We start from the raw sequence: 19,673 nt of genomic DNA, 5'->3' as shown, positions 1-19,673 counted from the left end.
ATGATTTCGGCGCTGCAGACCTCCGCGATCGATGTCCGCGACCTGGAGAACGTGCCGATGCCGGTGGCCCGGCAGCACACCGCGCGGGGGAGTCCCGCGCGGGCTCGACGACTCCGCAGGCCCCTGGTCGGTGAACTGCCACATCGTGGGCACCCCGGTCAATGTCCACGACCCGGTACCGACGGACGGCACGGTCTCCGTCCTGCGCGTGTCCGTTCAGCTGACCGGGGTCGACGGCGCCGCGCCGTCGACCGCTACTCCGGCTGCGACTTCGGGACTCCCGCCCTGTAGCCGCCACGCGCGCTCGCCCGGGCCGGGGACCCCGTCCTACGGGTTGAGCGTGTTCGGCGTGGGGCGGGTTGTGCCCGCTCCGCAGGGTCGGTGACGCAGATGCCTGCCGCCGAGGGCGAACAGGCACTCCTTCTCGCCATCCCGATCCGGCTCGCCGTCGGTTCCTGGTCCGGGAGGCTCACTGTGAACGATGCTTGGCCCAGGTACGTCGGGTGATCATGAAGGCGAGACCGGCCAGAACCGCCATGCTGAAGACGAGGAAGTCGCTCACCCCGGGGTGAGCGGTAGCGAGATGCATGCCCTCGGCGTAGCAGAGGGTCAGAACCAGCGCCCCGACCGTGCAGACGGCACGCATTCGAGCGGGTTTCTCCCGCTCGGCCGCGATGGAGATGAGCGCGACGAGGCATGAGCCGATCGCGAAGCCTGCGATTCCCCACAGAATGATCATCGGCAGTAGCTTTTCGGCACAGGGGGGGCGAGCTCCCGATCGCCGCGCCGGAGTGATCTTGTCCCGGACTCTGCCAGAGCAATCGAGTCCCACGTAAGGGGTAAATATGATCTAGGCGGGAAAAAAGGACCAAAGCCCTCGATTTCACCGGATGTTGCAGTTGCCCTCGGGCAGCCAGGGCCCAACGGGAAGCCGCCGCTGCCGGCATCGACGGCCGGCCGACCGGGGACCTGTGAGAATCAGCTGATGGCATGACCTTTCTCGTATGTGTTGTGGGTGGCTGCGCCCTCGTCCACGGCCCTCGTCCACGGCGCTCGGCCGTGGACGAGGGCGCAGCCACCTGCCGCCCGTCCGGTTCTTCCGGTCAGGTGGCGGAGGGGACGGTGGTGCGGGGCTGGGGGACGTCGCCGTAGGGGGTGGTGATGAACTCGATGGAGACGGTGGCGCCGGGGTCGAGGAGGTAGAGGCCGCGGCCGTCGTAGTCGTGGTTGATCTCGCCGGCCCGGCTCATGGCGGGGTCGGCCCAGTAAGGGATCCGGGCGTCGGTGACCTTGGTCAGGACGGTGTCGAACTCCCCGTCGGTGACCAGGAAGGCGAGGTGGCTGATGTTGATGGCGTCGGCGGGGACCAGGTCGTCGGCGAAGTCGATGCCGACGCTGTTGGAGGTGGTGACCTGGGTGAAGCGGGCCCAGTCGACGGGGGCGGGGGCGTCCATGAGGTCGGCGAGGAAGGCGGCGGTGCGGCGGCGGTCCTTGCAGTGGACGATGATGTGGTTCAACTCGTTGGCCATGGTGGCGGGTTCACTCCTGTGTCGATGGTTCGTGCGGTGGTGAGTGGGGGTCAGGGGCGGGCCGGTCGGCGCCGGGGCAGGGCGAGCGCGAGAAGCGTGGCCAGTGCCGTGAACGCGGCGGCGGTGAGCAGGGCCCGGGCGTAGCCGGCGGTGGCGGCCTGGGCGACGGTGCCGTGGTGGCCGGCCGTCGTGTGGGAGGCGATGGAGGCGAGGACGGCCAGGCCCAGGGCGCCGCCGACCTGGCGGGAGGTGTTCACCAGGCCCGAGGCGAGTCCGGCCTCCTCGCGTGCGGTGCCGCTGGTGGCGGCGACGGTGAGCGGCATGGTGGACAGGCCCATGCCGAGGGTGCACAGGACGAACGGGAGCAGGACGTCGGCGCCGTAGGAGCTGTCGGGGGTGATCCGGGACAGCCAGGCGAAGCCGGCGGTGGCGAGCACCATGCCCGTGGCCGCGAGCCGGCCCGGGCCGGTGCGCGGGATCAGCCGGGTGGCGGCCCTGGCCCCGGCGATGATGGCGAGCGCGCCGGGGACGAAGGCGAGTCCCGCCTTCAACGGGCTGTAGCCGAGGACCTGTTGGAAGTAGAGGGAGAGCAGGAACCACATCGCGAACATGGCCGCGCCCAGCGTGAACACGGTCGCGTTGGCCAGGGCGAGCAAGGGACGGCGCAGTACGTCCGGGGGGACCAGCGGCTGGGTGGCGCGCCGTTCGACGGCGAGGAAGGCGAGGAGCAGCGCGACCGCGGCGGCGACGGGGGCCCAGACCGTCGGGGAGTCCCAGGGGTGGGTCTCGGTGGCGACGATGCCGTAGGTGAGCAGGGTCAGGCCTCCGGTGGCGGCCAGCGCGCCGGGCAGGTCGAGGCGGCGCCCGCCGCCGGTGCGGGCGGAGGCGGGGACCAGTGGGATGGTCGCGGCGAGTAGCGCGATGCCGATCGGGACGTTGACGAAGAAGACCCAGCGCCAGCCCGCGTACTCGGTGAGCACACCGCCCAGGACGGCCCCGGCCGCACCGCCGCCGGCCATCACGGCACTCCAGGCGCCCATCGCACGGGTGCGCGGGCCCGGTTCGGTGAAGGTGGTCATGATGAGCGTCAGGGTGGCCGGGGCCAGCAGTGCCCCGCCCAGGCCCTGGGCCGCGCGGGCGGCGACCAGCAGACTGCCGTCGGTGGCCAGGCCGCAGACCAGCGAGGCCGCGGTGAAGGCGGTGAGTCCGACGGTGAAGGCGCGTTTGGCCCCGATCAGGTCGGCGAGCCGGCCGCCGAGCAGGAGCAGTCCGGCGAAGGCCAGGGTGTAGGCGTTCACGATCCACTGCAGCCCGGAAGGGCTCAGGCCGAGCGCCGAACGCACCTGCGGGAGCGCCACGTTCACGATCGACACGTCGAGGATGACCATGAACTGCGCCGCGCAGGCGATCCACAGCACCGGGGTCCGGGAGGTGGACCGCGGCGGCGCGCAGGTACTGGCAGGCGTCCGGGAGGTGGCGGGCAGGGGTGGTCGGTCGGTCATCGGGGCTCCAGGTGATCGAGGCGTTTTGAGAGTAACTCTAAAAATAGAGTTCAACTAATTCGGCTGGTCGGGGGCTATGCTGGCCCCATGGCCGCCACCGACACCCCGACCGCGCCGCGCCTCTCCAAGAAGGAGCGCACCCGGCGCAAGATCGCCGAGGCGGCCTTCGGCCTCTTCGCGGACCACGGGTTCGACGCCGTGCGCCTCACCGACATCGCGCACGCCGCCGATGTGGCACCCGCCACCGTGTTCACCCACTACGGCTCGAAGGAGGAGATCTTCTTCAGCCGGCGAGGCGAATTCAACGAGGGCCTGGCCGCGGCGGTCGGCGGCGCGAGCGACCTCCACGACCTCATCGGTCGCCTCCACGCCTTCTACCGGGACGCCACCGGCCTGGTGCTCCACGGCGACGCGGTCGAACGCGGCCGGGTCTTCGCCCGCATCCTGCTGGACAGCCCCGCGCTGATGCGCGCCTACAGCCCGCTGGAACGCGAACGCCGCGACCTCCTCGCCCAGACGATCGCCGAACACTTCGGCCCCGACGAAGGCGTCCACGAGGGCGAGACCGAACTCCTCGCGGCCCTCGCCGCCGCCGTGGCCGCCACCGCCTTCGACGTCATGCACGAACAACTCGCCGCCGGAAAGCCCGTGGACCAGGTCCGCGAGGACGTCGATGCCGCCCTCACCCGCGGCTTCGACAAGCTGCGCACGGCCTACCCCTCCGGGGTGCGGGCGCAGTAGGGCGGGCGGAGTCCCGCGCCGCCGCGCCGGACGGGTGGCGGACACCCGGGGCACCGCGCGGGGGCCGGGGTCGTTGTTGCTGATGTCGCCCTCCCGCACGGAGCGCGGCATGGCAGGCGTCACCGGCAGGGCCGGGGCGGTCAGTGCTGCGGGTCGTCTCGGCGTACGTACTGCCAGCCCTGCGCGTCGAGTCCGGTGGACACCCAGTCCAGGGCGAATTCCTTGAACAGGTCCGCAGGCCGTATGTCGTTGGGGAGGGTCATGGCGGCGAGGAGGCGCCCGCCTGCGGTCGGTCCGGTGTCGCAGGTCCAGCACAGGTGGAGGTCGAGGGAGCCGTCGGGGGTTGTGAGGCGGGCGAGGAGTGCGACGGTGCGGTCGCAGCGGGAGCAGGAAGGGAGTTCACCGTTGATGATGACTTCGACGTCCATGTGATCCCTTCGGTGTCGGGTGGCCAGGATCGGTGCGCGATCATGCGGCGTCAAGGGGGTCGGGGCTCCCGCGGCTGGTGTGGACCCGGCGGTGACCGGTCCCGCGGCGCAGTGCGGTGACGGGGCCGCACGCCGGTGTCACGGTCACGAACTCGACGGCTCGCCTGCGCAGGAGGTCGACGTCCGGTCCGGGGCGCCCGCTCGACAGCGTCCTCGACCGGCCGTCAGGAACGGCTCCCACCGGCGGAGTTGGAGCGCCGGATGCCTACCGGTGTGAGGTCCCGGCTGCGTGGTCGACCGCTTCGAAGCCTTCACGACGCATCCGCTCGGCGCCCCAGGCGCTGAGCGGTCCGAACGCCTGATTGAGCGTGCGCCCGTGCCCGGTCAGGGAGTACTCCACCCGTGGCGGCACCTCGGCGTAGGCCTCCCGGTGCACAAGGCCGTCCTCCTCCATCTCGCGCAGGTGCTGCGCCAGCATCTTCTCGCTCACGCCCGGCAGGCCGCGACGGAGCTCGGCGAAGCGGCGTACGCCGTGGACATCGAGCTCCCAGAGGATCAGGCCCTTCCACTTGCCGCTCACCACGTCGAGCGCGGCGTCGATGCCACAGATGTAAGGCCCTCGCCTCGGTGCCTTGGCCATCACTGACCCCCCTTACGAAAAGGTAAGTAGCGCAGAAAATAGTACGTACTTCCGAGAGTAGTCGCGCTCTCCGAGCATGGAGGGGTGAACGAACGACAGAACCGCACCACCGAACCGAACAGCGCCGTCACCGTGATCGGCCTCGGCCCGATGGGCCGCGCGATGACCCGCACCCTCCTCACCGCCGGCCACCCCGTCACCGTCTGGAACCGCACCGCCGGTCGGGCCGACGGCGTCGTCGCCGACGGAGCGACGCTCGCGGCGACACCCGGCGAAGCGGTCGGGGCGAGCGACCTCGTGATCCTCAGCCTCACCGACTACCGCGCGATGTACGACATTCTCGACGGCGCCACCGCGCCGCTCGCCGGCCGGACGCTGGTCAACCTGAGCTCCGACACCCCCGACCGCTCACGCGAGGCGGCGGCCTGGGCGGCGGGCCACGGCGCCGAGTTCCTCACCGGAGGCGTCATGGTCCCCGCGCCGATGGTCGGCACGCAGGCGTCCCACGTCTACTACAGCGGCCGCGGCGAAGTGATGGAGCGCCACCGGGCGGTGTTGACGCTCCTGGGAGCACCGAGGTACCTGGGGGCGGATCCGGGCCTGGCCCAGATGATGTACCAGGCCCAACTCGCCGTGTTCCTCACCACCTTATCCGCACTGATGCAGGCCACCGCGATGCTGGGCACCGCGGGGATGAAGGCCGCGGAAGCATTGCCGGAGCTGCTCTCCATGGCCGACTCGATCGGCGCCATCCTGCGGGCGGGGGAGAAGGAGCCCGGAACCGCGCTCGACGCCGGAGAACACCCCGGCGACCTCAGCACGGTCACCATGATGGGCGCCACGGCCGACCACATCGTGGAGACCGGCACCTCACTGGGCCTCGACCTCGCGCTCCCCCTGGCCGTGCAGGCCCACTACCGGCGCGCGATCGAGAACGGCCACGGCGGCGACCACTGGACCCGGATCATCGACAGCATCCGGAGCCCCCGAGGGGCGCGCTGACGACCGCCGTCGGGGCCGGCGTACCGATGGCCGCCCCGCCGGTCGGCAGGGTGTGCCCCGTCGGCACCGGATGGATCTTGGTCATCGCGCGGGGTTCGTAGAATGGTGGCGCAGCTCCTCCAGGAGGGTGACCCCGTACGGGGACACGCGCCGGAGGAAGCACATGGGGCAGGGCACGAAGTATTAACTGCTCGGGCGGCACCGTGAGTTGGAGGAGCTGGAGCGCCTGCTGCGCGAGGTGCGCGACGGGCGGAGCCGGGTGCTGGTGCTCCGCGGCGAAGCAGGCATCGGGAAGACCGGCCAGACAGGTCAGCAGGGCGGACTTGCCCACTCCGGGCTCCCCGCGCAGGACCAGCACGCGGCTGTGTCCGTTCCGCACGTCGAGCAGCAGCCGCTCGAGGACCTCCTGCTCCCGGGCGCGCCCGCGCAGGGACGGCGGGGACGGGTGACCCGTCATGTCTCACCGGGCCCGAGATCCACCGTCGTCAGCTCCTTCGCCGCAGCGGGTACCGATCGGCACCCGCTGACAACGATCCCGGGCCCGCCCGCCCGTCGCCCCAGGGGCGAACCCTGGTGGCAACCCGGGCCCGGGTCCACCGGGGGTACACCGGGGCTCCGGCGGGGGACCGGGGCCGAGGGGACCAGGGCCCGGCACCGTTCCGACGGGGGCCGACCGGAACCCGGGGCGTGGCCAACCCGCCCTGAGCGCCCTGAGTGCCCTGCGGCGTACTCGAGTGCAGCCGCCGCCGTCTCGGACGGTCACTCAGTCGGTGCTGCCGGCCGGAACCGGGCACACGTCGGCGTGTGCACACCCCGGGCGGCCTCCCGGTTCCTCGGAGGGTGCGTCAGTCGGAGCCGCCAGCCGGGGGCGTCACCCCGCCGACGTCCTACGACGACCTCGGTCCACCAGGGTGTACAGCACCGACCGCTCTTCCTTGTGGCGCCGGACCCGGTCCTTCGCGACCAGGGACTCGAGGGTGTTCCGCACGACCTGGGGGGTGGGTTCACGGTCCGGGTACTTCACCAGCAGCTCGTCCCGGAGATCCTTCGCCAGGCGCGGCTCGCCGTGGCCTGCGAGCAGTTCCAACAGGAGGTCACCCAGCAACGGCCGCTGCGACCTGCCCTTTGCAGCCGTCTTCTCCTTCGAGCCGGTCCGCCGGGAGCGAGGCACCGCAGTGGCGACCCCGGACTTGCCGCGCCGCTCGCCGCGGACGGGCGCCGGCTCGCCCTGTGCCTGTTCCGGGAGGGGGGACGGCTTCGCACTACCGTGGTGCTGCTCGGCCAGCGCGATGATGTCGACCAGGAGCGCTTCCTCCTCCTGCAGCATCTTCAGCTTCTCGGCCAGTTCCTGCTGCCGGTGGCGGTTCTCCTCCAGATCCGACGCGGCCTGTACGGCGTACCGCGATCGGAGCGTGGCGGCTGATTGGCTGGTCACGACCGGTCACTCCTCGGTGATGGATGGTGCTGCGCATGTTACCGGGGCCGGGCCGAACAGCGTCGACACATCGAGGCGATCACCTCGGGCAGGTGGCCCGCCACCGCGTCGCTCCAGGAATGCAGTTCCGGCTTCCTGAGGACCGCCACGATCGCGGGACCGTCGAATGACCCAGGAACACCGGCGGACACGTATCGGCGAGGTGTGCGCATTCCGAACCCACGTCCGGTGGCGCCGCCCGGCGCGTTCGCCGCCACCTCCGGAACCCGGCCGCACCGGCGGGCCGCCCCCGGTGACGGCTGCCGTCAGCAGTCGACTGACTGATGTGCCGCCCCAGCGCGCCGGGGCACTGTGGATCCCGTCGGCCACGGAACACCCGGGCGCAGCCCTTGAACGCTGGCCACGGCCGTGGCCACCGCCGGCACTCCGCCGGTATGTGGACGTTCTTCCGGTCGGCACATGCACGCGACCGCAGTGTGTCCATGCCGACCGGAGCCACCTCACATCCTTGGACGGGACAGATGAAACGACTCCTGACAGCCCTCGCCGCCGGTGCGCCCCTGGCCGCCGTGTTGTACGGGCCCGGTGTCCCGCCGGCCGCGGCCGGCGCCGCCGTCGCCGTGCACGGCTGCGCCTCCGCCGGGGTCGAGGCGCCCGCCGGTACACGGATCGAGAGCGTCACCGCGGTCGCCCACGCGGCGGGCGCCGTCGACGTGCCCCTCACCCCGGCGGGTCCGGTCCGGATCCCCGACGTCCCGGCGTTCTGCGACGTCACCGTCACCCTCACCCACCCCGGCCAGGGCGACCACGCCAAGGTGCGGGTCTGGCTGCCGCAGGAGACCTGGAACGGCCGACTGGAGACGGTCGGTGGCCTGGCCTACGCGGCCGGCGACTACGGCTCCGCCCTTGCCGCCGCGGTCAAGAACGGCTACGCCGCGGCCACCACCGACGCGGGCGTCGGTACGTACGTCGACATCAGCTGGGCGCTGGAGGGCGACGGCCGGGTCAACACGGCCCTGCTCGACAACTTCGCCTCCCGTTCCGAGCACGAGGCAGCCGTCGTCGCCAAGGAGGTCATCGCCGACCACTACCACCGCGCGGCTTCGTACGCCTACTTCACCGGTTGCTCGACCGGCGGCCGCCAGGGCTACGCGGAGGCCCAGAAGTACCCCGGCGACTACAACGGCATCCTCGCCAACGCTCCCGCCGTCAACTGGCCCCGGTTCGAGGTCGCCACGCTGTGGCCGCAGGTGGTGATGAACGAGGCGAGGACCTATCCGACCGCGTGCGAGTTCAAGGCCTTCACCGACGCCGCTGTCCAGGCCTGCGACGGACAGGACGGCGCCGAGGACGGCTTGCTGACCGACCCCGACGAGTGCGGCTACGACCCCCGCCGTCTGATCGGCACCACCGTCGAGTGCGACGGTACGCAGGTGACGATCACCGCGGCCGACGCGGAGGTGGTGCGCCGGATCTGGGACGGCCCGCGTACCGCGTCGGGCGAGAAGCTCTGGCCCGGCGTTCCGATCGGCGCCGATCTGAGCGGCCTCGCGGGCACCAGGGTCGACCCCGCCACCGGTGGTCGGGTGGGCGCGCCGTTCCCGGTACCGGCCGGGTGGGTGACGTCGTGGGTGAAGAAGCAGCCTGCCTTCGACGTCTCGACCGTCACCTCCGCCCAGTTCGTCCAGCTGTTCCGGCAGTCCGAGGCCGAGTACGACAAGATCATCGGTACCGACAGCCCGGATCTGTCCGCCTTCCGAAAGGCCGGCGGCAAGCTCCTCACCTGGCAGGGAACCGCCGACCAGTACATCCCCGCCGACGGCACGGTGCAGTGCCGCGAGCGCGTCGACCGGCGGATGGGCGGCTCGAAGAAGGTCGATGGCTTCTACCGTCTCTTCCTCGCCCCGGGCACCGCGCACTGCGGTCTCGACAGCCAGGGCCAGGACCTCGCCGCACTGACCGCCTGGGTCGAGCACGGCAAGGCACCGCAGACGCTGCCCGTCACCCTGACCACGGCCTCCGGCAGGACGGTCGGCCGGGACCTGTGCGCCTACCCGATGGTCTCCCGCTACAAGGGCCACGGCGACGTCGCCGACGCGAGCAGCTTCCGCTGCGCCCCCGCCGCTCGACGCTGACCCGACCGTCCCGCACCGGCCCCGGCCCGCACCCCACCGAGGGGTGCGGGCCGGGGCGTTGCGCCGGCCGCACGCGTGCCCGGGACCGAGGCCGGGCCGGCGTCTGCACCCGGTCACTTCAGTCATTCGACCGATCCCGCCGAAGGCCGCCTGCGCGACGCTGAGGTGGTCGCCGTACGCCGGTGGAGGTCGTCATCATGCTCGGAGGGACCGCTGTGATCCGTACTCCCGTCGTCTTCGTCCATGGCGCGTGGCTGCACGCGCTGTCATGGGAGTCCTGGACAGCGCGCTTCGCGAGCCACGGCTACCGCACGCACGCCCCGGGTTGGCCGGGCGAAGCGGCCACCGCGCGGGAGGCACGTGAGCGCCCGGACCTGGTGCCCGCCCTCGGTCTGCAGGGCCTGACCGAACACCATGCCGAGCTCGTGCGCTCCTTCGACGTCCCACCGGTGATCGTCGGGCACTCGGTCGGCGGGCTGATCGCACAGCACCTCGTCGGAGTCGGCCTCGGACAGGCGGCGGTGGCCATCGCACCGGCGCCCGTCAACGATGGCGCGCTTCACGGCTGTTGGTCCGCCGGTGGCGCCGACGAGCCTGCGGGCGCTGCGGTCCTGCTCTCCCCGGAGCGCTTCCGTGAGAGCTTCGGCAACGCCGTCAGCAACGAGGAGGCCGAGCGGCTGTACGACAGATACGTCGTGCCGGTCCCGCGCCGCCTGCTCGACGACCTCGGGTGCGGGGGCGGTCCTCGGCATCCGAGTGCTCCGGTGGGCACCGGCAACGCGGCGCGTGGTCCGCTGCTGTTGGTGTCGGGACAGGAGGACCTGCTGGTGCCCGACCGGGTGACCCGCACGGTGTACAAGCAGTACGGCGACTCCACCGCGATGACGGACCTCAAGCAGTTCGCCGACCGGGGCCACTCGCTGGTCATCGACAGCGGTTGGCGGTCCGTCGCCGACTACGTCCTCGGCTGGCTCGATGAGCGAGGCGTCCGGCCCGCCGTCCCGGGCCGCTGATCAGCTCCACGGGCCCCGGCTCGGCGGGCTCCCGGGGTGGGCCGGGGCGAGTGGTGGACGGTCCGGCGCCGTGGGCTGTGCAGCGGAACCCGGTCAACTCTCCTGTCACCGGGCGAGGCGACGGACGAGGCGACGGACGGCGGGGGCTGCCGGCATTGCGTCAGGGTGATCCGATCCCCCGTAGCAGGGTGTCGACGACCAGGTCGGCTGCCGGCCCGGCCGCCAGGTCCGGAACCTGGCGGGCCACCAGGCGCATGATCTCGGGGAGCAGGGCTGCCACCCAGCCCTGGGGGAGGTCCGCCCGGAGCAGGCCTTCGCCGGTGGCGCGTTGGAGGAAGGTGTCGACCTCGGCGACGGAGGCGTCGCGGCGTTTGCGGCTCTCCTCATCGGCGAGCATGCGGGCGAGGTCCACCGGCCAGGTGCGGTTGACCTCGATGATGTTCTCCACGTACCGGTGCAGGGCCACGGTGACGGGGGCCTCGCGCAGGCGGGCGTCGGCGATGGCCTGTTCGACGGCCTCCAGGCGGGCGGCGTAGATCGCGGCGAGGAGTTCCTCCCGCGAGGGGAAGCGCCGGTAGACGGTCCGCCGGTCCACGCCCGCCTCGGCGGCGATGGCGGCGATGCTCGCGCCCGGGTCCGCGGCCAGTATCCGCGCCCCCGTCGTCAGCACCGCTTCGATGTTTCGCGCAGCATCAGCTCTCACGGAGTGAAGTCTACCCGGTAGCTGTGCAGTCTGGTGCCACAAGTGTCGCATTTACGTCGCAATAGTATCGCTAAATGCATCACATATGTGGTGGAAGAGGGGGAGGCCGGACGCGCTGGCCGTCGAGCAGGTGTCGGCCGGGAGGTCCCCGAGTGAGCGCGTGGCGGCGCCCGTATCCGGCCCGCCCGGCGCACACGGCCCCGGGCCCGGTCTGGTGGCAGTCCGGTGGACCCGCCCGGCGCACCTCACCCTCCTCTCCCGAAGGGTCCTCCGCATCCGTCAGTTGACGGTCGGAGCGGAGGCGGCGGATGTCCGGTGCGCGGGGTGGCCGGCCATGACGTATCCGGGCTCACGGTCAAGTGACTGATGCCCTGCGCAGAACCGCTGAGGAACAGTCGTGGCAGAAGAAGTGGTCCTGCGGAAGGGGCAGTTGCCATGAACGCCGAACAGTCCGGCCTCCGGGACCTCCGGATGGCGACCGAGCCATGGGTCGCGGAGATCGTCCGCTACCTGGCGTGAGCGCTACGCGGTCGTTCTCCCGCCATGGACGGGAGGAGGGCCGCAGGGGTTCGTTCTGCGCGGCGGTCGAACGGATCCATGAAGTTCCACTCGTGTCTTGTTGAGTGGCAGGCATGGGACTGATGAAAGTCTAAGTGCTACAGTCGAGTGACAGATAGCCGCATTGCTGAAGGAGAAAGACATGATCACTTACGACCGGCTCTTCATTGGTGGCAGCTGGACCGAGCCGAGCGAAACCGAACCACTGGTCATCAGGTCCCCGCACGACGGGACGGTGATCGGCCGGGCCGCGCAGGCCCGCCCGGTGGACGTGGACCGCGCGGTGGCCGCGGCCCGTGCCTCGTTCGAACAGGGTGTCTGGCGCGAGACCCCGCCGCTGGAGCGGGTGGCAGTGCTGCGGCGCTTCAACGCGCTGCGTGAGGCCGCCGCGGAGCGGATCGCCGAGCTGATCTCCGCCGAGAACGGTTCGGCGGCCTGGTTCGCCCGGGCCGGCCAGCCGGGCCTGACCCGCCAGGCCAACGCCTATCTGAAGGCCGCGGAGGAGTTCGACTGGGAGCGGACACTGATCCCCTCCGACCCGGCTTCGCCGGTGCGCAGCGTGGTACGCCGCGAGGCGGTGGGCGTCGTGGCCGCGGTGATCCCGTGGAACTCGCCCTTCTCCTCGGCGACTTCGAAGATCCTCCCGGCGCTGCTGGCGGGCAACTCGGTGGTGCTCAAGGTCTCGCCGGAGAACTCGCTGAGCATGGGCCTGCTGGCCGAGCTGCTGGAGCAGGTGGGGCTGCCCGAGGGGGTGATCAGCGTCCTGCCCGCCGACCGCGAGACGAGCGAGTACCTGGTCTCCCACCCCGAGGTCGACAAGATCGCCTTCACCGGCTCCACCCGGGCCGGCCGGCGCATCGCCTCGATCGCCGGGGAGCAGCTCAAGCGGGTCAGCCTGGAGCTGGGCGGCAAGTCCGCGGCCGTCATCCTGCCCGACGCCGACGTCCGCGCGGCCGTTCAAGGGCTGAAGTTCTCCTCCCTGCTCAACAACGGCGAGTCCTGCATCGCCCAGACCCGCATCCTGGCCCCGCGCAGCCGTTACGAGGAGGTCGTGGCCGCGCTCAAGGAGCTCGTCGAGTCCCTCAAGGTCGGCGACCCCAGTGACCCGGACACGTTCATCGGGCCGATGATCCGTCCCGACCAGCAGGAACGCGTCCGCCACTACATCGCGCTCGGCATCGAGGAGGGCGCCCGCCTCGTCACCGGCGGCCCCCAGGTCCCCGAAGGGCTGGAGCGGGGCAACTACGTCACCCCCACGCTCTTCGCCGACGTCGACAACTCCATGGCCATCGCCCAGGAGGAGATCTTCGGTCCGGTCCTGGTCGTCATCGCCTACGACGACGAGGACGAGGCCGTCCGCATCGCCAACGACTCCGAGTACGGCCTGTCGGGCGGCGTCTGGTCCTCCGACGAGGGGCACGCGCTCGCGATCGCCCGCCGCATCCGTACCGGCACGGTGACCGTCAACGGCGCCGCCGTCGGCTTCGACGGCCCCTTCGGCGGCTTCAAGGCCAGCGGCATCGGCCGCGAGTACGGCGCGGTCGGCCTCGGCTCCTACACGGAGTACAAGACCATCACCCTGTGACGCGAGCCGCGTGCCGGCCGCCGTGGGCCCCACCCGCCGTGGGCCCCACCCGCCACACATGCCGGTTCCGGTGCCGGGACGAGCCGTTCGGCCTGCCCCGGCACCTCGTGCTCCGGCCGCGTCAGCGGGTGGCCCGAGCTGCTTCCTCGATCACGTGGGACACGATCCCCGGACGGGACACGGCGACCGAGTGCGAGGCCGCCACCTCGGTGACGTGGGCGTGGGCCCGCTGGGCCATGAAGAGCTGGACGGCCTCAGGGATGTTCAGGTCCTCGGTCGTGACGACGTCCCAGCTCGGCTTCTCCCGCCAGGCGGCGACGGTCGCCGGCTCCTGCAGGGCGCGCTGGGCGATCGGACGCTGCGTGGCGGCCATGAGCGCCGCCTGGCCGGCGGGGACGTCAGCGGCGAACTGGTGGCGGAACGCGTCCGCGCGGATGTACAGGTCCGTCGTGCCGGTGCCGTCCGGGAGCGAGTATGTGACCGGGTCCAGCGCGGTCCCGAGCGTGGATCCGGGGAACTTCCCGGTCAGTTCCAGCGCCGTCTCCCCCGGCGCGGGCAGGAAGGCGGCCACGTACACCAGGGCCTTGACCTGCGGGTCGTTCGCGCCGGCCGCGCTGATGACTGAGCCCCCGTAGGAATGGCCCACCAGGATCTTCGGCCCCGGGATGTGGTCGATCACGCTGCGCAGCGCGGCCGCGTCGGAGGCAGGACCGCGAAGCGGATCGGCGGCTGCCACCACCGGGTACCCGTCCGCGCGCAGCCGCTCGATCACGCCGTCCCAACTGGACGCATCGGCGAACGCGCCGTGCTCCAGGACGATCGTCGGCTTGGCGCCGACCGTGACGGACTCCGGAGTCGTCGCGTTCGCGATGCCGCCGAACACGGCCGTGCCCACCGCGAGACTCGTGGCCGCGGTCCACACCGCTACGCTCGCGAGGCGACGCTTCCGGGTGCTCTTGCCTTCTGTCATGGGACAGTCCCTTCGCTGATGAACGAGTAGCAACAACACCGACACGCCAAGCGGCTCCTGAGCCCCGCCCGAGCGGGGCGGCATGCCTGTCGGTGCCCTCACCCTCGGGTCGCGGCCACCGGCCGGGAATCCGTCAGATGACTGTCACCCTCGAAGTCCGCGCCTGGGAGCGGGCTGGGCCGAGGTGGCCGTCGCCGTCGGCCGCCGCCGGCGGTGTCAGTCGTCGCCCCGCAGGATGGACAGCACGCGCAGCGCTTCCAGGTAGATCCACACCAGGGTCAGGGTGAGCCCGAATGCCGCCAGCCACGACTCCTCGCGCGGGGCCCCGTCCGCGATCGCGTCCTCGATCTGCCGGAAGTCCAGGGCCAGGAAGCACGCGCCCAGGATGATGCCCGCGATGCCGAAGGCGATGCCCAGGCCGCCGCTGTCGAAGCCGAGGCCGTTGCCGGAATCGAAGGCGGAGAACAGCAGGTCGGCCGCCGTCAGCAGCAGGAAGCCGGTGGCCGAAGCCAGGACGAAGCCCTGGAACCGGCGGGTGACGCGGATCCAGCGCATCCGGTACGCGAGCAGCGTGCCGGCGGAGACCGCGAACGTGCCCAGCACCGCCTGGACCACGACGCCCGGTGCGATGTGCGTGGAGGCGGCGCTGGAGACGACGCCGAGGAAGACACCCTCGAAGGCCGCGTAGCCCAGGATCAGCGCAGGTGCGGGCCCGGGCCTGGACGTCTGGACGAGGACCAGGACGAAGGCGATCAGGGCGGCGCCTACGGCGATGCCGTAGGCGCGGCCGATGCTCGTGGCGTCGACGGGCAGCAGGACCCACGAGAGCACCGCCGTCAGCGCCACCGTCCCCAAGGTCCCGGCCGTCCGGACGAGGACGTCGTCCAGTGTCATCGCGACGTGCCCGGCCGGAGCATCCTCGGGGAGGAGCAGATCCCCGTCCTCGGGGTAGGTGTCGCTCTGATGGGTGTCGAAGGGGTGGTCGTCATGGGAGGTGGTGCCGACGGCGACCGGCTGTGGTTGCCGGGCGCCAGGTGCCGGGAGCACGGCGCCGCGGGTGAAGCCCCTACGGGACAGGATTGGATTGCTGGTCCTCATATCAGTCCTCCTCATACGCTGCACGTGGGAATACGTGTCTGTGAAACCGCCTCCAGCGTCACTGCTCTAACCGGTAACGCGTGGGGCTGGGAAGGCCCTCGTGGCGGGGTTGTCCGGCAAGCCGGTGCAGATCCTCCTGCCGTTCGTCCGCTACAGGGCGAAGTCCAGTGCGAGGCAGGGGAAGGAGAGCTCGGGCCGGTAGGCGTCGTCGTTGCCGGGGTTCCGCGGACCGACCGGCCTCTCCGCAACAGTGTCCGAGTAGGGGATGCGCGCGGGCAGTTGGCCGAACCGGGCCGTGCGGGCCGCGGCCGCTTCGTCTGCCGTGTTCTCCGTGCTCATCGTCGACCTCCGCTGGGTCTACGGCGAATGGTTTCGTCATGTTCGGGTGCCGAAAGCATCACACCTCGTTCGTCACCGGTCAAGGGGGTGATGAGAGTCTTCCGTCAGCTGATGCGGCAGGCGATGGGCTGTCAGAAGTGAGTACACCTCGACGCATTCCCGCTCTTCGGCCGCGCTGCTCCCGGCCGCGCAGGCCAGGAACGGCCGCCGAGGCCGGGGCATCGCTTCGCGATCCGGCGACCCCGACGGGGCCTCACCGACGGGTGCGACGGACCGGTGCGGGATGACCCAGCGGCTGATCAGCGGTCAAATGACCGATGTTGCACATACAACGCGTCGGCGACAGTGGCACCGCCGACCGGACAACATCTACCTGTGACTCCGGCACGAACGCGGCGCCCCGCCCCCATGGTGTCGTGTCCGCGCGGTGACTCTTCCGCTGACCGGTGGGCGCGGTGATCGCTGCCCACACCCGAGCCCGCGCCGGCCGGGCCGGCAGTGTGGCAACACTCCAAGTCCGGCTCGTGATCGTTGTCCCCGACGGGGCTCCTGCCCGTGTCAGTGCGGTCGCAGACTGGTCTCGATGCGGTGGCCCGGGTGGTCGCCGCGTCCTTGCCCCGGCCGACCCAAGGACTGCCATCATGCACGAGCGCGTTCTCACACCCCGCAACCGAGGTTTCCTCTTCCTCGACTCCCACCCGGCGGGCTGCCGGCAACTGGTGGCCGACATGTGGCAGACCTGCCCCGCCCCCGAAGGCCTGCCGACAGGTGCCGGGCCGGTGGCGCTGATCATCGGCTCCTCCGCGGGGTACGGCCTCGCGGCCACGCTCGCCGGACTCAAGCGCGCCGGAATCCGCGGGATCGCGGTGTCCTTCGAGAAGGCCGCCACTGAACGGCGCACCGCCACGGCCGGCTGGTACCGCACAGCGGCCACTGCCGACATCACCCGCACCGCCGAGCGGGACCTGGTCTTCCTCAACGGCGACGCGTTCTCCGACGCGTTGAAGGACCAGGTCTCCGATCTGATCGAGCAGCGCTTCGGCGGCAGACTGGACTACTTGATCTACTCGGTGGCTGCGCCTCGCCGCACCGACCCCGACACCGGCGCCACGTACGCCTCCGTCCTCAAGCCGATCGGCCGGGCGAGCCGAACCAAGACGCTCCTCTTCAACGACCAGGGCGTTCCCGAGGTCCGCGACGTCGAGACCGGGCCGGCCGAGGGAGACGACGTCGAGCAGACCGTGGCCGTGATGGGCGGTGCGGACTGGGAACGCTGGATCGACCACCTCGCCGGCCGGGGTCTGCTGGCCGACGGCTTCGCCACCGCGGCACTGTCGTACATCGGATCGCCGCTGACAGCGGCAATCTATCGGCAGGGCACCATCGGTGCGGCCAAGGCCGACCTGGAGGCCACCGCCCGCGCTCTGAACGCGCGGCTCGACAGGACGGTCGGTGGGCGTGCCGTGACCTCCGTCAACGGCGCCGCCGTCACCCAGTCCTCCACCGCGATCCCGGGCATCGCCCTGTACACCGGCTTGTTGCGCGGTGTCCTCGGAGCGGACCTGGTCCCGCCTATCCACCAACTCGCCTCCCTGTGGGACCAGTTCACCGGAGCCGCCCCGCTCGCCCTGGACGACGAAGGCCGGATCCGGCTGGACGCCTGGGAACTCGGCGACGACGTCCAGGCGGCTGTAGCCGAACGCTGGGAAGCCGCCACCACCGACACCATCGCGAGCCTCGCCGACCTCGACTGGTTCCGCGCCGAAGTCCAACGCCTCTACGGATTCTCCGTGCCGGGCGTCGACTACACCGCTGCGGTGGCCATCGACGTCCCCTGGCCCGACCACACATCCTGTCGGACCTCCGGCGCCAGTACCGGGAGTTGACCAGTAGTCACGACGGCCCGATCGGTGCGGGTGTCAGTGGTCGGCCGTCCAGCTCGTGGCAGTCCTCGTCGTCCCAGCACAGTTCGCCCTGCGCGGTGAGGTAGGGGTGCAGCCCGCGGACACCTCCACCGTCGTGAAGCGCTCGCGCGACGGCGTGGAGCAGCTCCGCGAGGCCGGGCCAGGGGTCGGTGAAGCGGGCAGGAGGGTCGCCCGGGTGCCGAGGATCTGTTCGGCGTCCCGGAGCTCGCCGGGCGTCGCGAGCCGGGAATCGATGCGGCGCCGAGACTCGGACGGGGGCAGAGTCCGCTGCCCATGTCCGTCAGTAATTGATGGCACTGCCTGCCGGTGTTGTGGGAGCATGCGCCGGTGCGTGAGCTGACTGTCCTGGGGACGTGTGGTGCCTGGCCGGAGGCCGGGCGGGCGGCGAGTGGCTTCCTGTTGGAGGCTGACGGCTTCCGTCTGGTCCTGGATCTCGGCTACGCGACGTTGCCCCGGCTGCTGGGCCGGTGCGGGGCGAGTGAGCTCGACGCCGTCGTCATCACGCACGAACACCCTGATCACTGCGCGGATCTGAGCGCGCTCTGCCGAGCGCTGCTCTTCGGCGGGGGACGGCAGGGGCGGGTGCCGTTGTACTGCCCTCCGGGGGTGCTGGGGCGGGTTCAGGCCATGGAGCCGAGCGAGGAGCTCCGCGAGGTCTTCGACCCGCGTCCGCTTCCGGGGACCTACGAGGTGGGTCCCTTCCGCTTGGACGGGCGGATCCTTCCGCACCACGTGCCGCACGCGGGAGTGCGGTTGACGGCCCCCGGCCTGACTCTGGCCTACAGCGGTGATGCCGGCCCCGATCGTGTGCTCGGGGAGCTGGCGGCCGGGGCCGACCTGCTGGTCGCCGGAGCGACCCTGCAGGGGCCGGCCACCGACCCGTACCTGCTCAGCGCGGTCCAGGCCGGCCAGTGGGCCGCCCGCGCGGGAGCGGAGCGCCTGCTGCTCACCCACTTCTGGCCCGACGCCGAGCGCGAGCGGTCCGTCGCGGAGGCGGGCTCCGCGTACGACGGGCAGATCGTGGCCGCGAGCGAAGGGATGGTCCTTCCGCTCTGACGCACCGGCATCGTCAAGCCGTGCCGGGGCTGTTCTGCCGGTAAGACACGGCCTGGGCGAGCTTCGCACCGAGCGCCGCGGTTCCGCCCACGCGTGCAGCCTGGTCGGCACCGATGAACTGAAGGGTGCCGGACCCGCAGCTCTTGAACTTGTCGAAGATCTTGCCCCAGTCCCAGCTTGTTACTGCACTCGCCGTGTCCCACCCAGGTTGTGTCCCACTGAGGACCACCGCTGTCGGGGCGACGAGTTCCCTCTAGTAGCGCCAACGTGTTGCGTAACGATGCGTCAAGGACGCTACCAGAGTGGCGGAAGTCACAGGGGGGCCGAAGGCCATCGACCTTCGGTCGATCCGTTGGCGCCGGCCGGCTGAAGACGCCGAAGTGGCGGACCGCATTGCTGTGCAGTCCGCCACTTCGGCAGTGTTCACAGGTGTGATGACAGGTCAGGCCATGGCCCTCCTGGACATCAGCTCGCGCCCACTATCGGTGCGATCTCGCGTCACACCTTCTCGACGAGGATCGCCGAGACGCCACTGATGAAGAAGCCGCCCGCGAGACGGATGTCCAGCTGCTTGGGTTCGCCCACCGCGGTCTCCTCTTCGCCGAGCGCGTTCAGCCGGTCGACAGTCGCCTGGGTCATGGTGTGCCCCAGCCCGTCACTGGCACGGGGATCGTCCGTCGTCCGTACGACGGTCCCCACGGTTCCGCGCTCCACGTAGAACCCACCGGTGGTGTACCGGTCAAGCCTGCCGCCGGCCGCCTGGACGTCCCCCTCCATGACCTCGCGCTCTCCCACCACCAGACTCCCCGCAATCTGCAGGTCCACGGTGAGCTTCACCTGGTCCCCAACCGCATACGCCATGACCAACCCCAATCCAGATCAAAGACAAGCCAGCCACCTATATACCTGATATGCAGTCAGAGGCCGTTGTCTTTCCGATAGTGGCGAGTGTATTTCCGCTGGTCAGGTATAGGGTCGGCGCCTCAGCGGGAGAGACGAGGTGTTGTGTTGTCT

General features: G+C 71.0%; 19 protein-coding genes. 7 read left to right on the top strand and 12 right to left on the bottom strand.

What is annotated here, in order from left to right; genetic code table 11:
* Window positions 1-469: 469 nt before the first annotated feature.
* From ABTZ03_RS42270 to ABTZ03_RS42260, 3 genes are all read right to left on the bottom strand, one after another.
* Window positions 470-739, bottom strand: coding sequence for a hypothetical protein (locus tag ABTZ03_RS42270; protein ID WP_350518586.1), 270 nt, complete (start codon window positions 737-739; stop codon window positions 470-472).
* A gap of 364 nt (window positions 740-1,103) precedes the next feature.
* Entirely contained in the window at window positions 1,104-1,529 is a 426-nt protein-coding gene (locus ABTZ03_RS42265; RefSeq protein ID WP_350518585.1) for a VOC family protein, read from the bottom strand.
* A 50-nt stretch (window positions 1,530-1,579) separates the two neighbouring features.
* Window positions 1,580-3,031, bottom strand: coding sequence for an MFS transporter (locus ABTZ03_RS42260; protein ID WP_350518584.1), 1,452 nt, complete (start codon window positions 3,029-3,031; stop codon window positions 1,580-1,582).
* Window positions 3,032-3,118: 87 nt separating this feature from the next.
* Between ABTZ03_RS42260 and ABTZ03_RS42255 the strand changes: the two genes are divergently transcribed.
* Complete coding sequence (locus ABTZ03_RS42255) at window positions 3,119-3,772, top strand: TetR/AcrR family transcriptional regulator (protein WP_350518583.1); 654 nt, start codon at window positions 3,119-3,121, stop codon at window positions 3,770-3,772.
* 140 nt (window positions 3,773-3,912) lie between these two features.
* Here the strand turns inward: ABTZ03_RS42255 and ABTZ03_RS42250 are convergent, their stop codons facing one another.
* Window positions 3,913-4,200, bottom strand: coding sequence for a hypothetical protein (locus tag ABTZ03_RS42250; RefSeq protein ID WP_350518582.1), 288 nt, complete (start codon window positions 4,198-4,200; stop codon window positions 3,913-3,915).
* A gap of 265 nt (window positions 4,201-4,465) precedes the next feature.
* Window positions 4,466-4,840 (bottom strand): winged helix-turn-helix transcriptional regulator, encoded by a 375-nt coding sequence (locus ABTZ03_RS42245; protein WP_350518581.1) that lies wholly within the window; start codon window positions 4,838-4,840, stop codon window positions 4,466-4,468.
* An 84-nt stretch (window positions 4,841-4,924) separates the two neighbouring features.
* Between ABTZ03_RS42245 and ABTZ03_RS42240 the strand changes: the two genes are divergently transcribed.
* Complete coding sequence (locus ABTZ03_RS42240) at window positions 4,925-5,842, top strand: NAD(P)-dependent oxidoreductase (protein WP_350518580.1); 918 nt, start codon at window positions 4,925-4,927, stop codon at window positions 5,840-5,842.
* Here the strand turns inward: ABTZ03_RS42240 and ABTZ03_RS42235 are convergent.
* Both ABTZ03_RS42235 and ABTZ03_RS42230 read right to left on the bottom strand, forming a co-directional pair.
* Window positions 5,805-6,299, bottom strand: a complete 495-nt coding sequence (locus ABTZ03_RS42235) for an ATP-binding protein (RefSeq protein WP_350518579.1) — start codon at window positions 6,297-6,299, stop codon at window positions 5,805-5,807. The two genes, ABTZ03_RS42240 and ABTZ03_RS42235, sit on opposite strands and share 38 nt — an antisense overlap.
* Before the next feature lie 414 nt (window positions 6,300-6,713).
* Window positions 6,714-7,277, bottom strand: coding sequence for a hypothetical protein (locus ABTZ03_RS42230; RefSeq protein ID WP_350518578.1), 564 nt, complete (start codon window positions 7,275-7,277; stop codon window positions 6,714-6,716).
* Between the two features lie 521 nt (window positions 7,278-7,798).
* Here ABTZ03_RS42230 and ABTZ03_RS42225 point away from each other — a divergent pair.
* Both ABTZ03_RS42225 and ABTZ03_RS42220 read left to right on the top strand, forming a co-directional pair.
* Window positions 7,799-9,412 (top strand): DUF6351 family protein, encoded by a 1,614-nt coding sequence (locus ABTZ03_RS42225; RefSeq protein WP_350518577.1) that lies wholly within the window; start codon window positions 7,799-7,801, stop codon window positions 9,410-9,412.
* Between the two features lie 215 nt (window positions 9,413-9,627).
* Window positions 9,628-10,425 (top strand): alpha/beta hydrolase, encoded by a 798-nt coding sequence (locus tag ABTZ03_RS42220; RefSeq protein ID WP_350518576.1) that lies wholly within the window; start codon window positions 9,628-9,630, stop codon window positions 10,423-10,425.
* Window positions 10,426-10,585: 160 nt separating this feature from the next.
* Here the strand turns inward: ABTZ03_RS42220 and ABTZ03_RS42215 are convergent, their stop codons facing one another.
* Complete coding sequence (locus ABTZ03_RS42215) at window positions 10,586-11,074, bottom strand: TetR/AcrR family transcriptional regulator (RefSeq protein WP_350518587.1); 489 nt, start codon at window positions 11,072-11,074, stop codon at window positions 10,586-10,588.
* A 754-nt stretch (window positions 11,075-11,828) separates the two neighbouring features.
* Between ABTZ03_RS42215 and ABTZ03_RS42210 the strand changes: the two genes are divergently transcribed.
* On the top strand, window positions 11,829-13,271 hold the full coding sequence (locus ABTZ03_RS42210) for an aldehyde dehydrogenase (protein ID WP_350518575.1): 1,443 nt from the start codon (window positions 11,829-11,831) through the stop codon (window positions 13,269-13,271).
* Window positions 13,272-13,392: 121 nt separating this feature from the next.
* Here the strand turns inward: ABTZ03_RS42210 and ABTZ03_RS42205 are convergent, their stop codons facing one another.
* The 3 genes from ABTZ03_RS42205 to ABTZ03_RS42195 form a co-directional block, all read right to left on the bottom strand.
* Window positions 13,393-14,241, bottom strand: coding sequence for an alpha/beta fold hydrolase (locus ABTZ03_RS42205; protein ID WP_350518574.1), 849 nt, complete (start codon window positions 14,239-14,241; stop codon window positions 13,393-13,395).
* Window positions 14,242-14,457: 216 nt separating this feature from the next.
* Window positions 14,458-15,339, bottom strand: a complete 882-nt coding sequence (locus tag ABTZ03_RS42200) for a Bax inhibitor-1/YccA family protein (protein WP_350518573.1) — start codon at window positions 15,337-15,339, stop codon at window positions 14,458-14,460.
* Window positions 15,340-15,489: 150 nt separating this feature from the next.
* Window positions 15,490-15,678, bottom strand: coding sequence for a hypothetical protein (locus ABTZ03_RS42195; protein ID WP_350518572.1), 189 nt, complete (start codon window positions 15,676-15,678; stop codon window positions 15,490-15,492).
* A 641-nt stretch (window positions 15,679-16,319) separates the two neighbouring features.
* Here ABTZ03_RS42195 and fabV point away from each other — a divergent pair.
* Both fabV and ABTZ03_RS42185 read left to right on the top strand, forming a co-directional pair.
* A complete protein-coding gene (fabV, locus tag ABTZ03_RS42190; protein ID WP_350518571.1) occupies window positions 16,320-17,564 on the top strand; it encodes an enoyl-[acyl-carrier-protein] reductase FabV in 1,245 nt (414 codons plus the stop codon).
* A gap of 366 nt (window positions 17,565-17,930) precedes the next feature.
* A complete protein-coding gene (locus ABTZ03_RS42185; RefSeq protein ID WP_350518570.1) occupies window positions 17,931-18,659 on the top strand; it encodes an MBL fold metallo-hydrolase in 729 nt (242 codons plus the stop codon).
* A gap of 498 nt (window positions 18,660-19,157) precedes the next feature.
* Here the strand turns inward: ABTZ03_RS42185 and ABTZ03_RS42180 are convergent, their stop codons facing one another.
* Window positions 19,158-19,496 carry a hypothetical protein gene (locus ABTZ03_RS42180; RefSeq protein ID WP_350518569.1) on the bottom strand — a complete coding sequence of 113 codons (339 nt, stop codon included), beginning with the start codon at window positions 19,494-19,496 and terminating at the stop codon, window positions 19,158-19,160.
* Window positions 19,497-19,673: the final 177 nt, after the last annotated feature.

Origin of the sequence: Kitasatospora sp. NPDC096077 (assembly GCF_040303245.1) — a bacterium.
Taxonomy (GTDB): domain Bacteria; phylum Actinomycetota; class Actinomycetes; order Streptomycetales; family Streptomycetaceae; genus Kitasatospora.
This window is presented reverse-complemented; position numbering and strand designations above follow the sequence as displayed.

Excerpts from the sequence above, each read along its gene's own strand:
- ABTZ03_RS42270 (WP_350518586.1), bottom strand. The coding sequence starts at position 739 with ATGATCATTCTGTGGGGAATCGCAGGCTTCGCGATCGGCTCATGCCTC.
- ABTZ03_RS42265 (WP_350518585.1), bottom strand. The coding sequence starts at position 1,529 with ATGGCCAACGAGTTGAACCACATCATCGTCCACTGCAAGGACCGCCGC.
- ABTZ03_RS42260 (WP_350518584.1), bottom strand. The coding sequence starts at position 3,031 with ATGACCGACCGACCACCCCTGCCCGCCACCTCCCGGACGCCTGCCAGT.
- ABTZ03_RS42255 (WP_350518583.1), top strand. The coding sequence starts at position 3,119 with ATGGCCGCCACCGACACCCCGACCGCGCCGCGCCTCTCCAAGAAGGAG.
- ABTZ03_RS42250 (WP_350518582.1), bottom strand. The coding sequence starts at position 4,200 with ATGGACGTCGAAGTCATCATCAACGGTGAACTCCCTTCCTGCTCCCGC.
- ABTZ03_RS42245 (WP_350518581.1), bottom strand. The coding sequence starts at position 4,840 with ATGGCCAAGGCACCGAGGCGAGGGCCTTACATCTGTGGCATCGACGCC.
- ABTZ03_RS42235 (WP_350518579.1), bottom strand. The coding sequence starts at position 6,299 with ATGACGGGTCACCCGTCCCCGCCGTCCCTGCGCGGGCGCGCCCGGGAG.
- ABTZ03_RS42225 (WP_350518577.1), top strand. The coding sequence starts at position 7,799 with ATGAAACGACTCCTGACAGCCCTCGCCGCCGGTGCGCCCCTGGCCGCC.
- ABTZ03_RS42210 (WP_350518575.1), top strand. The coding sequence starts at position 11,829 with ATGATCACTTACGACCGGCTCTTCATTGGTGGCAGCTGGACCGAGCCG.
- ABTZ03_RS42205 (WP_350518574.1), bottom strand. The coding sequence starts at position 14,241 with ATGACAGAAGGCAAGAGCACCCGGAAGCGTCGCCTCGCGAGCGTAGCG.
- ABTZ03_RS42200 (WP_350518573.1), bottom strand. The coding sequence starts at position 15,339 with ATGAGGACCAGCAATCCAATCCTGTCCCGTAGGGGCTTCACCCGCGGC.
- ABTZ03_RS42195 (WP_350518572.1), bottom strand. The coding sequence starts at position 15,678 with ATGAGCACGGAGAACACGGCAGACGAAGCGGCCGCGGCCCGCACGGCC.
- fabV (WP_350518571.1), top strand. The coding sequence starts at position 16,320 with ATGCACGAGCGCGTTCTCACACCCCGCAACCGAGGTTTCCTCTTCCTC.